The 12,691-nt window shown below is 66.5% G+C and carries 16 protein-coding genes; all 16 read left to right on the forward strand.

Features of this window, described 5'->3' with window-relative positions; genetic code table 11:
* The 16 genes from AB4099_RS05455 to AB4099_RS05530 all read left to right on the forward strand — a co-directional run bounded on the left by AB4099_RS05455 (nt 1) and on the right by AB4099_RS05530 (nt 12,685).
* On the forward strand, nt 1-579 hold the full coding sequence (locus tag AB4099_RS05455) for a phage protein Gp27 family protein (protein WP_441477300.1): 579 nt from the start codon (nt 1-3) through the stop codon (nt 577-579).
* Nucleotides 572-2,299 carry a terminase large subunit domain-containing protein gene (locus AB4099_RS05460; RefSeq protein WP_441477301.1) on the forward strand — a complete coding sequence of 576 codons (1,728 nt, stop codon included), beginning with the start codon at nt 572-574 and terminating at the stop codon, nt 2,297-2,299. Before AB4099_RS05455 ends, AB4099_RS05460 begins: the two co-directional genes overlap by 8 nt.
* A 7-nt stretch (nt 2,300-2,306) precedes the next feature.
* Nucleotides 2,307-3,905 carry a phage portal protein family protein gene (locus AB4099_RS05465; RefSeq protein WP_441477302.1) on the forward strand — a complete coding sequence of 533 codons (1,599 nt, stop codon included), beginning with the start codon at nt 2,307-2,309 and terminating at the stop codon, nt 3,903-3,905.
* 125 nt (nt 3,906-4,030) lie between these two features.
* Entirely contained in the window at nt 4,031-5,242 is a 1,212-nt protein-coding gene (locus AB4099_RS05470; protein WP_441477303.1) for a phage head morphogenesis protein, read from the forward strand.
* A gap of 136 nt (nt 5,243-5,378) precedes the next feature.
* Nucleotides 5,379-6,386, forward strand: coding sequence for a phage protease (locus AB4099_RS05475; RefSeq protein ID WP_441477304.1), 1,008 nt, complete (start codon nt 5,379-5,381; stop codon nt 6,384-6,386).
* Nucleotides 6,383-6,784: a hypothetical protein gene (locus tag AB4099_RS05480; RefSeq protein WP_441477305.1), complete on the forward strand. Its 402-nt coding sequence runs from the start codon at nt 6,383-6,385 to the stop codon at nt 6,782-6,784. The genes AB4099_RS05475 and AB4099_RS05480 overlap by 4 nt, the downstream gene beginning before the upstream one ends.
* Before the next feature lie 34 nt (nt 6,785-6,818).
* Nucleotides 6,819-7,754 carry a capsid protein gene (locus AB4099_RS05485; RefSeq protein ID WP_441477306.1) on the forward strand — a complete coding sequence of 312 codons (936 nt, stop codon included), beginning with the start codon at nt 6,819-6,821 and terminating at the stop codon, nt 7,752-7,754.
* A 75-nt stretch (nt 7,755-7,829) separates the two neighbouring features.
* A complete protein-coding gene (locus tag AB4099_RS05490; protein ID WP_441477307.1) occupies nt 7,830-8,174 on the forward strand; it encodes a hypothetical protein in 345 nt (114 codons plus the stop codon).
* Between the two features lie 167 nt (nt 8,175-8,341).
* Entirely contained in the window at nt 8,342-8,770 is a 429-nt protein-coding gene (locus tag AB4099_RS05495; protein WP_441477308.1) for a phage protein Gp36 family protein, read from the forward strand.
* On the forward strand, nt 8,767-9,249 hold the full coding sequence (locus AB4099_RS05500) for a phage virion morphogenesis protein (protein WP_441477309.1): 483 nt from the start codon (nt 8,767-8,769) through the stop codon (nt 9,247-9,249). Before AB4099_RS05495 ends, AB4099_RS05500 begins: the two co-directional genes overlap by 4 nt.
* Nucleotides 9,246-9,833 (forward strand): hypothetical protein, encoded by a 588-nt coding sequence (locus AB4099_RS05505; protein ID WP_441477310.1) that lies wholly within the window; start codon nt 9,246-9,248, stop codon nt 9,831-9,833. The genes AB4099_RS05500 and AB4099_RS05505 overlap by 4 nt, the downstream gene beginning before the upstream one ends.
* A complete protein-coding gene (locus AB4099_RS05510) occupies nt 9,830-10,477 on the forward strand; it encodes a hypothetical protein (RefSeq protein WP_441477311.1) in 648 nt (215 codons plus the stop codon). Before AB4099_RS05505 ends, AB4099_RS05510 begins: the two co-directional genes overlap by 4 nt.
* A gap of 2 nt (nt 10,478-10,479) precedes the next feature.
* Entirely contained in the window at nt 10,480-10,755 is a 276-nt protein-coding gene (locus tag AB4099_RS05515; protein ID WP_441477312.1) for a hypothetical protein, read from the forward strand.
* Nucleotides 10,756-10,758: 3 nt separating this feature from the next.
* A complete protein-coding gene (locus AB4099_RS05520) occupies nt 10,759-11,151 on the forward strand; it encodes a GPW/gp25 family protein (RefSeq protein WP_441477313.1) in 393 nt (130 codons plus the stop codon).
* Complete coding sequence (locus AB4099_RS05525; RefSeq protein WP_441477314.1) at nt 11,148-12,053, forward strand: baseplate J/gp47 family protein; 906 nt, start codon at nt 11,148-11,150, stop codon at nt 12,051-12,053. Before AB4099_RS05520 ends, AB4099_RS05525 begins: the two co-directional genes overlap by 4 nt.
* Complete coding sequence (locus tag AB4099_RS05530) at nt 12,050-12,685, forward strand: phage tail protein I (protein WP_441477315.1); 636 nt, start codon at nt 12,050-12,052, stop codon at nt 12,683-12,685. The genes AB4099_RS05525 and AB4099_RS05530 overlap by 4 nt, the downstream gene beginning before the upstream one ends.
* Nucleotides 12,686-12,691 lie beyond the last annotated feature (6 nt).

A 12,691-nucleotide genomic window follows, 5' to 3' on the forward strand; every position in this document is an offset into this window, starting at 1 on the left:
ATGGCGACGGTGAAGCGCGGGCGGCTGTCCTCTCTCGACCTGCTGCCGATCGAGGCCGAGGAGGATATCGCCTGGGCCTTTGCCGAACTGCGCGGCCGCAAGCAGACGCAGGACGATATTCGCGAAGCGCTGAACCTGCGCCTGAAGTTGAAGGGCATCGCGCCGATCTCGCCCTCGGCCTTCAACCGGGCCGCGGTGAGAACCGCCCGCATGGCGCACCGCCTCGGCGAAGTCCGCGAGATGGCCTCGGCGCTGGCGACCAAGTTTGAGGACGGCGGTGACGAGGATCTGACGCTGATGGTCTCCGAGACCATCAAGGCGATGATCTTCGAGATGCTGGAGAACGCCGGCAATCTGAAGGCCAATCCACTGACAGCCGAGATGATGGCGAACCTCGCGGCCGCCCTGTCCGGAGCCGAGCGCGCGAAGAAGATCAGCGCCGATACCCGCAAGATGATTGAGCGCGATTTTACGAAGAAGGCGGATGCGGCGATCGAGAAGGTCGGCGCGTTCAAGGGCCTGTCGCCCGAGGCGAAGGAGGCCTTCAGACGCGAGCTGTTCGGGGTTCGCAATGGCTGACGTCGACATTCTGAAGGCTGCCGGGCGAGCGCTCCGGAAGGGAGCGACTGCCGCGGTCGCGGCCACCATGGCAATCACGGCCGCTGTCGCGGACGTCGAGGCCAGGCCGAGCCGCGACGATTGGGTCCGGATTCGGACCGAGCAAGGCCGCGCGACTGACGTGCATTGGAACAGCACGTCGATCCTGCTCGCCTACCAGAGCGAGATCGCGCGCCAGTGCGAAGTCCACGACGTCGTCGTGGTGGAGAAGTCTCGCCGCACCGGCGCCACTTGGGGGGCGGCGGCCGATGCCGTGCTGCGCTCTGCCTCGCCGCGGTCGAATGGCGGCATGGACACGCTCTACATGGGCACGTCCCATGACATGGCGAAGGAGTTCATCGACGCCGCCGGCATGTGGGCCAAGCTCTACGACAAGGCGATAACCGGTACCGGTGAAATCATCTTTGATGACGGATCCGAAAACGGCATCAAGGCGCTGAAGATCGACTTCGCCTCGGGCTACTCGATCGTCGCGCTGTCATCGAAACCGCGCTCGCTGCGCGGCCGCCAGGGCTTCGCCATCCTCGATGAGGCCGCCTTCGTCGACAATCTCGGTGAGCTGATCAAGGCGGCCATGGCCTTCCTGATCTGGGGCGGCAAGGTGCTGATCATCTCGACGCATAACGGCGTCGATAATCCGTTCAACCAGCTGATCACCGATATCCGCGCCGGCCGTCTGCGGTACGGCCTTATCCGCTTTGACCTGGACGATGCGCTGAAGGACGGATTGTTCGAGCGCATCTGCCTGATGAACGCTCACAAGCACGGCGAATGGACGGCGGACAAGGAAGCGGTCTGGCGCGAAGAACTGATCAACAAATACGGAGATGGCGCCGACGAGGAGCTCTATTGCATCCCGGCCCAGGGCTCCGGCGCTTGGTTGACCAGCGCGTTGATCGAGGCGCGCATGGTGAAGCCGCCTCCCGGCCAGGCGCGCGTGTTGCGTCTGTCACTGCCGGCCGACTTCGTGTTCCGACCCGAACCGTTCCGCAACGCTGAGATCCAGGCTTGGATCGAAGACATGTTGATGCCAGTCATGGCGGAGACGGTCGACCCGGCATTGATGAGTGCTTTCGGCCATGACGTCGCCCGTCATCGTGACGCCTCGGTCATGTTGCCGATCCAGATCGGGCGCACGTTGCGGCGCATCGTCCCTTTCGTCGTCGAGCTGCACCGCGTGCCCTTCGTACACCAGGAGCAGATTCGCAACGCGATGTTGGAACAGTTGCCGCGCCTGATCGGCGGCTGCACGGACGCGACAGGCCTAGGCGCGCAGATGGCGGAAAGCGCCATGCTCAAATTTGGACCGTCCTTCGTCGAGGTGAAGCTATCGACCGAATGGTATCGGACGGAGATGCCGCCTCTGAAGGATGCGTTCGAGCAGGACAATATCAGCTTGCCGGCCGACGCCGATCACGTCGGGGATCTGCGCCTGGTGAGGATCATCCGCGGCGTCGCCCAAATCCCCAATCTCCGCACCACATCCTCGACCGGCGAGAAGCGCCACGGCGACTATGCGGTTGCCCTGGCACTCGCCTATTCCGCGACCCGGATGACGGTCGAAGCCTACGGCTACGAAAGCGCCCGCACGCGCCAGGCTGAGATTTACGGCAGCGGCCTCCTGCCGACCACCGAGGCCTTCGACAACATGATGCCCGACCGCGGCGACGGACTCTGGTGAGGTGACCATGGCGAAGTTCCAGCTCACCGATCAGTACGGCGTCCCGATCAGCAGCAGCGTCCTCACCGAGGAACGGGCCGTGACGACCGTCACCGGCATCGAGCACCCGTTCGACGACGCAATCGCGCCTGGTCTCCTTCCCGGCCGGCTCGCCCGCACCCTGCGCGACGCGGGTCGTGGAGAGATGCATGATTTCCTGACCCTGGCTGAGGAGATCGAGGAGCGCGAGCCGCACTACCGCTATGTGATCGAGACCCGCCGCAACGCGGTAACGTCACTCGACGTCCAGGTCTCGCCGGCTTCGGAAGCGCAGCGCGATGTCGAGATCGCCGACTTCCTGCGCAACGAGATCGTGGAGACGCCAGCCTTCCAGACATTGCCGGACATGCTCGTCGACGGACTGTCGAAGGGCTATTCCGTCGTCGAGGTCGTCTGGGAGGTCGGCTCGGCTTGGATCCCGAAACGCTTCGTCTGGCGCGACGGCCGCCTGTTCCAGTGGGACCTGCGCACCCGTAAAAAACTGCACCTCCGCGTTCAGGGCGTGGCCGATGGCGTACCGCTGGAGCCGCTCAAATACCTCGTTCACATTCCACTGCTGAAAATGGGACTGCCGGCGCGCAACGGGCTGGCCCGGGTCGGCGCCTGGTCGTTCATGCTGAAGAGCTTCAGCATGGTCGACTGGGCCCAATTCCTCGAAATTTACGGCATGCCGATGCGGCTCGGGAAATATGGCCGTGGATCGTCACTTGACGATCGCAAGGTGCTGCTGGCTGCCGTGAGGAGCCTCGGCAGGGACGCGGCCGCTATCGTGCCGCAGGAAATGACGCTCGATCTAATTGAGGCGAAGGGCTTCAGCGACAAGCCGTTCGAGTCGAACGTCCGCTTCCTCGATGAGCAGGTTTCGAAGCTCGTCATCGGCAAGCCCGGCGACGGAGTCGGCTCGTCGAAAGCCGGCGAGGAAGTGCTGGACAAGGTCCGGATCGACATCAAGAAGTCCGACGCGCGCGATCTCTCGCTCACGCTGATGCTGCAGATGATCCGGACGGTGGTCGATGCGAATTTCGGCCCGCAGAAGCGCTATCCGAAGGTCCATTTCCCGATCCCGGAGCGGAAGGATCTTCAGGTCTGGTCGAATGCTGTCGTCCAGCTCGTCGATCGTGGGCTCGAAGTCGAGCAGAGCCAGGTCTACGACGTCATCGGCCTGAAGGAGCCGGCGACCAAGGAAGGCGGGAAGCCCGTCAAACTTCTGAAGGCTGGCGGCGCCGGCGCCAAGGCCCCGCCGCAAGTGCCAGTCGACAAGGCCTCAGCCTATCGTCTTGATCCGCGCATCTGTCCGAGCTGCGGCCCGGCACGCCTGGCCGCCGACAATCCCGAACAGCTGGATGAAGTCGATCGCCTCGTGACGGACGCGCTCGAAGGCTGGGAGCCAGACATGGCGCCGATCGTCGCGATGATCGAAGCCGCCGCAGCCGACGCTTCCTCCTATGAGGAGTTCCAGGCCGCATTGGAGCGCCTGGCGCCCGAGCTTGCGGTGGGGGCTTTGGCCGAGAGGATCGGCGCATTGAACTTGATCGGGCGGGGCCGTGGCGATGCTGGCCTTGAGTGACGAAGCCAGGACGAAAATTGAAACGGTATTCAAACGGCTGGGCGGCCGTCGCCGCCTCGGCCGGGGGGATGGAGCCTCCATGCGGTCCTTGGCCGTCCTGAGCCATTTGTGGGGCTCGGCCTTTAATGGCGATTGAAGACCTCTTCGCCACGGCGCCGAAGCCGGTTGTCGAGTATTTCGACCGGCGCCCGTCGCGGCCCTCCTTCCGCTGGGACGAGGTCGCGCCACGCGAACACGCCCTTGGCTTCACCGTGGCACGGACGGCCGGCTTTGACATTCTCGACGACATCCGGACCGCGGTCCGCAAGGGCGTAGTCGACCGCATTCCCTTCAGCCAGTTCCGCGACGAGCTCGTGCCGCTGCTGAAGGCCAAGGGCTGGTGGGGCGAGAAGAGTGTCACGGATCCGCGCACCGGCGAGATCGCCAAGGTTCAACTCGGATCGCTCCGTCGGCTAAACCTCATCTACGATGCCAACATCCGCTCGGCCGAGGCCGCCGGCGACTGGGCCCGAATCCAGCGCGTCAAAGATGTGCTGCCCTATCTCGAATATCTGACATCGACGTCGGAGCGGAAGCGCCCGCTGCATCTCTCCTGGGTCGGCACGACGTTGCCGGTCGATGACGGCTGGTGGGCGACGCACTATCCGCCGAACGGTTGGCGCTGCAAATGCCGGGTGCGCTCCCGAGCGATGCCGCGCGACGGCGCTCAGCTGACCCGCCCGCCGCTCAACCTTCGTCCATGGGCGAACGGCACCACCGGTGAGAGCCGGCTCGTTCCGGCTGGTATCGATCCGGGTTGGGATCACAATCCCGGCCGCACCCGCGAGCAGATGGTGGGTCGGCGCCTGGTCGAGCGGATCGATCGAATGGGCAGCGAGGCGCGGCGAGAGGCGGTGCGCCGCATGCGCCAGGATCCTGTCTTCACCTATGTCACCGACAATGGCGCCGGCTTCGATCATCAGCGGCGGCTCGATCCCGCACAGGCTGGTGCCGGTCGGCTCCGCTGGCCGGTCGCCGTTCTTCCCGACACTCTTGCCGCCAGCATGGGGGCGACCAGCCGAACGGTCGCGCTCTCGGTTGCCGATGCTGCGAAGATCAGGATCAAGCACCCCGAGATTGGGCCGGAATTCTGGGCTGCTCTGCAGGACGGCCTTGACCGGCCGGAGGCGATTGCGAGTGACGGCAAGCTGCAGCTGCTGATGCGCGTGCATGGCAGGCCCTACGTCGCAGTCTTGAAGCGGACGGGCGCCGATGAAATCCTTCTCAACAGCGCGCATCGCGTCGAGGAGTGGCAGGCGGATCGGCTGAAGGGGAAAGACGCGGCCGGCGGGGCATAACTCCCGCGCGTCACAGGGACGGAGGTACTGTCTCGACCGCGAGGTCAATATAGGTCATCTTGCCGCTGAAGCCAAATACCGGCCCCGGACGCACGTCCGGGGCCTTTGCGTTCCGGGCCGCCGCCATGGTGCGGTCATGGACACGCGCCTCACCCTCTGCAACCCGCTCCCTGCTGGCCTCACCGCCGGCGGCGTCGTGTTTGCTGTCGAGATGGCCACGGCGCAGGACGGCACCCGCCGCCCGCCCGAGTGGATCCAGTTGACGCCCCGCGGCCAGGTCACGGCGCGAGACGGGCGTTTCTTCCGCTTCGATCCGGAAAGACTCGTCGCGGCCCACCAGGCCGGCGGCATCGATCTGCCTCTCGATTTCGATCACGAGACCGAGATGGCGATGTTCAACGGCACGAAGCCCGCCCGCGGCTGGGTCGTTGAGCTGCAGGCTCGGCCTGAGGGGCTCTTCGGCCGGGTCGACTGGCTGCCCGACGCGGTTCAGGCGCTGGCGGCACGCTCCTATCGCTACATCTCGCCGACGTTCTGGCGCGAGGAAGACGGCGTTACCGCGCGTCTCATGAAGGGCGCGGCCCTGGTCACCTCGCCGGCCCTGTCGATGCCGGCCATCGCATCCGCTTCAAACGAGGATCAAACCATGACGCTGAAGGAGCTGCTCGTCGCGCTCGGCCTGGTGGAGACCGCTTCGGCGGCCGAGGCCGCTACGGCCATCGCGGCGCTGAAGACGCCGGATCCGGAGAAGTTCGTTCTGAAAGAACAGCACGACGCAACCGTTGCCGCGCTTTCTGCTGCACAGGGCGAGATCCAGGCCGGCAAGGATGCCGCCCAGCTCGCCAAGTGCCAGTCCCTCGTCGATGACGCGGTCAAGGCCGGCAAGGTCACTCCTGCCGCGAAGGATCATTTCCTGACGCTCGCGAAGGCGTCCTTCGATGCCACCAAGGCGACGATCGACGCCATGCCGGTGCTGATCAAGCCGGGTGAGAAGCAGCATCAGCAGGGCGATCCGCCCGAAGACGCCACCGATCCCGTCAAGCTCGGCGCCCGGGCTCGCGCCTACATGGACGAGCAGGCCGCGAAGGGGATCACCATCAGCGCCGCCGATGCGGTTGCTCATCTCCAGGGAGCCTCCGCATGAACCGGAACGAATTCGGGCTGATCAAGAATTTCGTCTCGGCCGCGGCCATCAAGCCCCGCCGCGTCGTCGCCTTCGCCGCCGCCGAAGGCCAGGTCGAGACCGCCGTTTCGCCCACGGCGAAGCCGCTCATCGGCGTGACCGGCGTCATCGGCACTGTCGCCGCCGGCGAGCGCATCGACGTTTGCCTGGCTGACGTCCAGCTGGTCGAGGCGGGTGCCGCCTTCGGCCAGGGCGTCGACCTCACTGTCGATGCCGAAGGCCGCGTCATTGCCGCGAACCCGGCCGCGACAGTCACCCAGCGCATCATCGGTGGTTCGCTCGGCCCTGCGACTGCGCTGGGCGAGATCGTGCCCGTCCACATCCGGCCAGGTGCGCTGTCCAACGCCGCCAACACCTGATCCGCACACCGCGGCCCGCTGAACAGAGGCTCCCATGGCAAGACCCGACAACCAACAGTTCCAGGCCGATGCCTCGCTGACCGCGATCGCGATCGCCTATCGCAATCCCGACGTCGTCATGATCGCCGACGACGTACTGCCCCGCGTCCAGGTGGGCGGACGCAGCTTCAAGTGGACCGAGTATCCCGAGGCCGAGATGTTCTCGGTCCCGAATACGAAGGTCGGCCTGCGCTCGGCGCCCAACCAGGTCGAGCTGCAGGGCGAGCAGAAGGATTCGGGCGTCGTCGATTTCGGTATCGATGTGCCGCTCGACAACCCGACGATCGGCGAGGCCGAGCGCGCCGGCTACAATCCTCGCAACCGCGCCACCGAGCTCGCGACCAACATCGTGCTGCTCGATCGCGAGATCCGCGTGGCCTCCACGATCACGGACGCCAGCGCCTACCACGCCGACCAGAAGCTTGGCGCGACGGTCTCGGCCTTCTTCGACGACGCTGCCGATCCCTTCGAGTCGATCGATCAGATGCTCGATGCCTGCTGGATGCGGCCGAACCAGCTGACCTTCGGCCACGCCTCCTGGCGCGCCTTCCGCAAGCACCCGAAGGCGGTGCAGGCGGTAAAGGGAACGACGACGGCCGCCGGCCGACTGACCCGGCAGGAAGTTGCTGATGCCTTCGAGGTCAACCGCATCCTAGTCGGCTCCGGTCGCGTCAATGTCGCCCGTCCAGGGTTTGCGCCGACCATGGCGCGGACCTGGGGACAGACGATCTCCGGGCAGTTCATCGACCGCACCGCGACGCCGGAGACCGGCGGCATCACCTTCGGCATGACGGCCGTCCACGGCTCACGCGTCGCCGGCACGAAGACGGTCGACATGGGCCTGCACGGCGGCCAACTCGTCCGCTCCGGCGAAAGCCTCCGGGAGCTCATCGTCGCCCGCCGCGCCGGCTTCCTGATCAGTCTGGCCTGATCGGCCCGATTTGGCCGGCTGTCTTGACGTCCTGCCCCGGCTCGACCGGGGCAGCGGTGAGGACAGGAGATTTCCATGAAACTCTATCGCGCGCTCTGGAACGTGCAGGATTCGACCGGCAAATTCGTGCCGCCGGGCGGGGAGGCCAAGCTGGACCACGAGACCGCCTTGGCGCTCGTCGCCCAGGGCGCAGTCGAGGCCGAGCCGATTGGCGATGCACCGGCGCTATCCGACGACGAGCGGCACACTGCGGTTCTCAAGCTCGTTCCGGACCTCTCGATCGGCGACTTCACCCAGGCTGGTCAGCTTCGAGCCGAGACCCGCCGCCGCATCGCCGCTGCGCTCGGTTTCGAGCCGACCGATGACGAGATCCGGGCTGCCGGCGAGGCCTACGCCAAGGCCCAGTCCGGCAACGCCTGACGAATTCCCCGAGAGGGCGGTCTGGTACGGCTCGCAAGGCCCCCAGCACCCGATGGGAGCCCGGTTTTAGCGGATGGCGATCCGCCCCCGGTGCAGGGACGAAACTCCGCCGCCCGCCAGAACGCGGCCACCGTCGCCACGGTGGCCGCAGCTTTCACAGGGTTCCCATGGCCTACGCTACCCGCACAGACATCGAGGCGATCTACGGCGCGCGTCATCTCGAGACGCTGGTGCCGACCGATGTCGACATGGACGTCGCGGTCGCCAACGCGATCGAGGCCGCCCAGGCGATGATCGATCCCTATCTGCGCAAGCGCTACGTCCTGCCGATCACCGTGCCGACGCCATCGATCCTGAAACAGTCCGCGATCGATATCGCCTGCTGGCAGCTCGCGCCGGCGGCCGACCGTATGTCGGAGGAGATCGAGAAGCGTGCCAAGCTTCGCCTGGCCTTCCTGAAGGACGTCGCCCAGGGCAATGCCGAGATCGTCGAGCTGACGCCGGTCGCCGGCTCCGCTGAAGGCGGCAACGCCACCTCGGGCGGCGGCGCTTCGTTCTCGGCCGAGCCGCGGCGCTGGTCGGGAGAGCTCGAATGAGCATTCTCGCCGTTCGCGTCCAGCTCGCGGGCTTCGAGACGATCGAAGCCGTTCTTGCGCGCCTCAATCCCTTTCAGGGCGAGCAGCTCCTCGAGGCGCTCGCCCGGCTTATCCAGCAGTCGGTCCGCGAACGCCTGATCGCCGGCGGTCCGGCGCCGGACGGTTCGGCCTGGGCTCCGAACCTCGAAAACCGTCGCCCGGTTCTGCACCGCTCCGGAGCGCTGGCCCGTTCGATCGACTATGCCGTCTCCGGCATGCAGGCCGTGATCGGATCCGGCCTGATCTACGCAGCGATCCACCAGTTCGGCGGCACCATCCTGCCGAAGAAGGGCGACCGTCTCTCCTTCCGGATCGGGAACCGCCAGATCTTCGCGCGCAAGGTCACGATGCCGGCGCGGCCCTATATCGGGCTCTCGGGTGAGGATCGCGCCGAGCTCGTCCAGGCTGCGGCCGCCTATCTGCGGAGCCTGTTCCCATGAACCGGCTCGCCGAACTGCTCTTGGCCGTCGCCGGCGTCATGCGCGCCGCCGAGACCGCGCCCTCGCGCAAGATGTTCGCCGATGTCCGCGTCGAACTCGACCGCTATGACCTGGCCGACCTGCTCGCCGAGAGCACGCAGACGCCCGGCTGCCGCGTCTGCTTCCTCGCGGGCAAGCCGGTGCCGCGTGCCGATGGCGGCGACGACATGGACGTCTCGGTCGCGATCGTCGTCATCGCCGGTCCGGAAGGCCGCGCCAACCCGGACTTCGCCTCTGCCGACATGGCGGCGCTCGATCTCATCACCGGCGTCAGCCAGGTGCTGAAGGCGCGGCCGTCGGTCGGCCTTGGCAAGATCGCGGATGCCAGTGTCGGCCAGAGCCTGGTCGCGGTCTCGCAGGCGACGAGCAAGAAGAAAGTCGCGATCGCCCTGGTCGAGGCGAAGTGGCGACTGCTCGAAGTCGCGACCGCACGGCCCGCAGTCCAGGGCACTCTGGAGACGGACGGCCGGCCGTGGGGGCCGACGAGCTTCTCCGTCAATGGCGGCCAGCCGCAGCCGATCCCGGGCCTGGCGGGCGAGCCATGAACCTCCGCGAGCTCGCCAAACGCTTGGCCGCCCTGGAGCGCCGCGTCGCCACCGTCATCCTGCCGGGCACCGCCCAGCGCAGCGAGGGCAGCAAGACGGTTGTGCGGTTCGACGAGAAGGGGGCGGACGGCCAACCCTTCGAGTCGCCGCTGCTCTCCCATGTCGCAAGCTCGGGCAAGAAGGGCTCGGGTGTCTCGCGCTTCTCCCGTATCGGCGACGGCGAGCCAGTCTTCGTGATCTCGCCGGGGGGAGAGCTTGGAAAGCACTCCCGCATCATGCCGGCCGGGCCGGTCGAGGATCACCCATCGCCCGGCACCGCCGAGCAGGATGGCGAGGTCCTGGAATTCGGCGACGCCAGGATCTCGGTCCGGACGGACGGGACGCTGATCCAAAAGGGCGATCAGAGCGTGCTGCTGAAGAACGACGGCAGCATGTCGCTGACCTCGAAGGGCTCGATCACGGTCTCGGGCAAGGACATCACGCTCGATGGCCCGGTTTCGATGCCGAAGGGCTTCTCGGCCCGATCGGCACAGGGCTCGGACGTCGCCGGCGTCATCGAGGGCGAGCTGCACACCACCCACGACATCACCTCTCAAACCAAGATCGCCGCGCCGGTGCTTCAAGGCGCGTTGCAAGGAGCCTGACCATGGACATCGAGAAGAAGCCCTATGCCATCACCGAATATGCCGGCTGGTATGTCGCCGGCCGGAAAGTCCCGTCGCGCCGCGACGAAGACGGAAACCTCGTTCCGCTCGTCGGGCATGTGCTTTACCTGACCGACGCCGAGGCGAAGTACGAGGAGCTTCATCGCTCGATTGTGCCGGCTGAACCCACGCCAGCCGCTCCGGTCGAGCCGACCGCTCCGGCTCCTTCAGCTGACGTTGCCGACGAGGCCGGCGGCGGCAAGCGCAGGCGGGCCTGATCGATGCGCGTCGGGCTCAACAGGCGCACAGGCGAGGTGCTGATGGGTTGGGACCATTGCGTCCAGTCTATGGCCTTCATCATCCGCACGCGCCTGGCGAGCCTGATCATGCTGCGCGAGTTCGGGTCGCTCGTGCCGGAGCTGCAGGACCGGAACGCTACGCCGCGCCGGATCATGCAGGTCTATGCCGCAATCGCCGCCGCGCTGAAGGCCTGGGAACCGGGCTTTCGCCTGCGTCAGATCCGGCTCACCCGCTTCGGGCCGGATGGGGCCTTCGGCTTCCTGATCGAAGGGATCTTCTACCCCAACGGCCATGTCGGCGATTATTCAGTATCCGAGACGAAGGAGGCGATGCTCGCGGTCAACGACAACGGCATCGTGGCGGTGGCGGCATGAAAGCCTCCTCTCCCGTCGCCATCGATCTATCCCGGCTGCCGGCGCCGAACGCGATCGCGCCGCTCGATCACCCAACCGTGCTCGCCGGCTTCGTCGAGTCCTTCCTGCGCTTCTGGGACGAGCTTCGCCTGACCCGCCCCGAATTGCCGGCCTTTACGGCCGAGCGGCTGGCGACCGACCCGGCGATCGTCCTCGGCCGTGTCCACTCCTTTCTGCGCTTGCTCGATCGCGCGGCGGTCAACGACGCCGTCCGCGCGGTGCTGGCGCCACTCGCGAAGCGCGCGGATCTCGACAACGTTGTTGCGCGCCAGGGTGTCGTTCGTCTCGAGACGGCGCCGGGCGTGATGGAGACCGACGAGCAGCTCCTTAAGCGCTACCTCCTCAGCTTCGGGCGCTCCTCCGCCGGTAGCATCGACCGCATCCTGTTCGATGCGTACACCGCCTGGCCGGCGATGTGGGACGCCAGCGTGAACGGCTGGGCGGTGCATGGTCGTCGGGGCGAAACCGATCTGGTCATCTCCGGGCCCGGAGGCGTGACGCCAACAGACAAACTCACGGCGGTGAGTGCCGCGGTGACCGCGCCAGGTTCGAAGGTCGAGGCCATCGGCATATTCGTCCTGGCTGCCGTGCCGCTTCACTACGCCGTGGCTCAAGCCATCCGGGTTCCGGTCGGCCCGGATGCCGAACTCGTGCGCCTCGAGGCCGTTGCCCGCGTCTCAGCCGCCACCGATGAGCGCCATCTGATCGGCGGCACCATCCAGCGCGATTTGATCGCCGGCGCGGCCTATGGACCCTCGATCGCCAGTGTCGCCCATACGGCGCCGCCGGCCGACGTGGTGGCGACGCGCTACCAGATCCCAGTGAGGACCGGCATCGCGATCGCTGTTGAGGTGGCGCCATGACGTTGCGCTGGTCGGAGCTGCTGCCTGATACGGTTGATCTTTACGAGCGCACCGTCATGGACGCTGCCCAGGACACGGTGCCAATCCCGATCCGGCAGATCGTGGATCCTGCCCAAACACCCGTTGCCTTCATCCCCTTTCTGGCCGTGCATAACGGCGTCAAGCTCTGGTTCGATGACTGGAGCGAGGCGCGCAAGCGCCAGATGATCGCGGATTGGGAGCTGCCTGATCTGATCGGCACCCGGCTCGGTCTGCGCCGCTATCTCGCCTATGTCGACGCCGAACTGATCTCGGCCGTGGCCCATCCCCGCCGTTTCGTCCTCGGCCGGTCGGCAGTTGGCGTTCAGCCGCTCCAGTTTCCGCCTTTCACCGCTCGCTACCTGATCAAGGTCAAGCTGAAGCGTCACATCCGCAGCGTTGTCGCTGGCCGGAGTGCCGCAGGCATTCACGCCGCCGTGCCGGTCGATCGCGAGTCGATCCGCCGCGCCAAGATCGCGGCGACCGTCGCGAAGGTTCCGGGCACCCAATACACGGCGACCTTTGCGCACCGCCGGCGGGCCACCTTCGGCGACGGCATCAGCTTCGACGCCGGCCATCATTTCGGGGACTTCGTGCCCCGCATCAGCCTCTAGGGAACC

This window comes from Allobosea sp. 2KB_26 (genome assembly GCF_052115715.1).
Classification (GTDB): domain Bacteria; phylum Pseudomonadota; class Alphaproteobacteria; order Rhizobiales; family Beijerinckiaceae; genus Allobosea.

Coding starts and splice junctions, on each gene's coding strand:
- AB4099_RS05455 (WP_441477300.1), top strand. CDS start 1: ATGGCGACGGTGAAGCGCGGGCGGCTGTCCTCTCTCGACCTGCTGCCG.
- AB4099_RS05460 (WP_441477301.1), top strand. CDS start 572: ATGGCTGACGTCGACATTCTGAAGGCTGCCGGGCGAGCGCTCCGGAAG.
- AB4099_RS05465 (WP_441477302.1), top strand. CDS start 2,307: ATGGCGAAGTTCCAGCTCACCGATCAGTACGGCGTCCCGATCAGCAGC.
- AB4099_RS05470 (WP_441477303.1), top strand. CDS start 4,031: ATGGCGATTGAAGACCTCTTCGCCACGGCGCCGAAGCCGGTTGTCGAG.
- AB4099_RS05475 (WP_441477304.1), top strand. CDS start 5,379: ATGGACACGCGCCTCACCCTCTGCAACCCGCTCCCTGCTGGCCTCACC.
- AB4099_RS05480 (WP_441477305.1), top strand. CDS start 6,383: ATGAACCGGAACGAATTCGGGCTGATCAAGAATTTCGTCTCGGCCGCG.
- AB4099_RS05485 (WP_441477306.1), top strand. CDS start 6,819: ATGGCAAGACCCGACAACCAACAGTTCCAGGCCGATGCCTCGCTGACC.
- AB4099_RS05490 (WP_441477307.1), top strand. CDS start 7,830: ATGAAACTCTATCGCGCGCTCTGGAACGTGCAGGATTCGACCGGCAAA.
- AB4099_RS05495 (WP_441477308.1), top strand. CDS start 8,342: ATGGCCTACGCTACCCGCACAGACATCGAGGCGATCTACGGCGCGCGT.
- AB4099_RS05500 (WP_441477309.1), top strand. CDS start 8,767: ATGAGCATTCTCGCCGTTCGCGTCCAGCTCGCGGGCTTCGAGACGATC.
- AB4099_RS05505 (WP_441477310.1), top strand. CDS start 9,246: ATGAACCGGCTCGCCGAACTGCTCTTGGCCGTCGCCGGCGTCATGCGC.
- AB4099_RS05510 (WP_441477311.1), top strand. CDS start 9,830: ATGAACCTCCGCGAGCTCGCCAAACGCTTGGCCGCCCTGGAGCGCCGC.
- AB4099_RS05515 (WP_441477312.1), top strand. CDS start 10,480: ATGGACATCGAGAAGAAGCCCTATGCCATCACCGAATATGCCGGCTGG.
- AB4099_RS05520 (WP_441477313.1), top strand. CDS start 10,759: ATGCGCGTCGGGCTCAACAGGCGCACAGGCGAGGTGCTGATGGGTTGG.
- AB4099_RS05525 (WP_441477314.1), top strand. CDS start 11,148: ATGAAAGCCTCCTCTCCCGTCGCCATCGATCTATCCCGGCTGCCGGCG.
- AB4099_RS05530 (WP_441477315.1), top strand. CDS start 12,050: ATGACGTTGCGCTGGTCGGAGCTGCTGCCTGATACGGTTGATCTTTAC.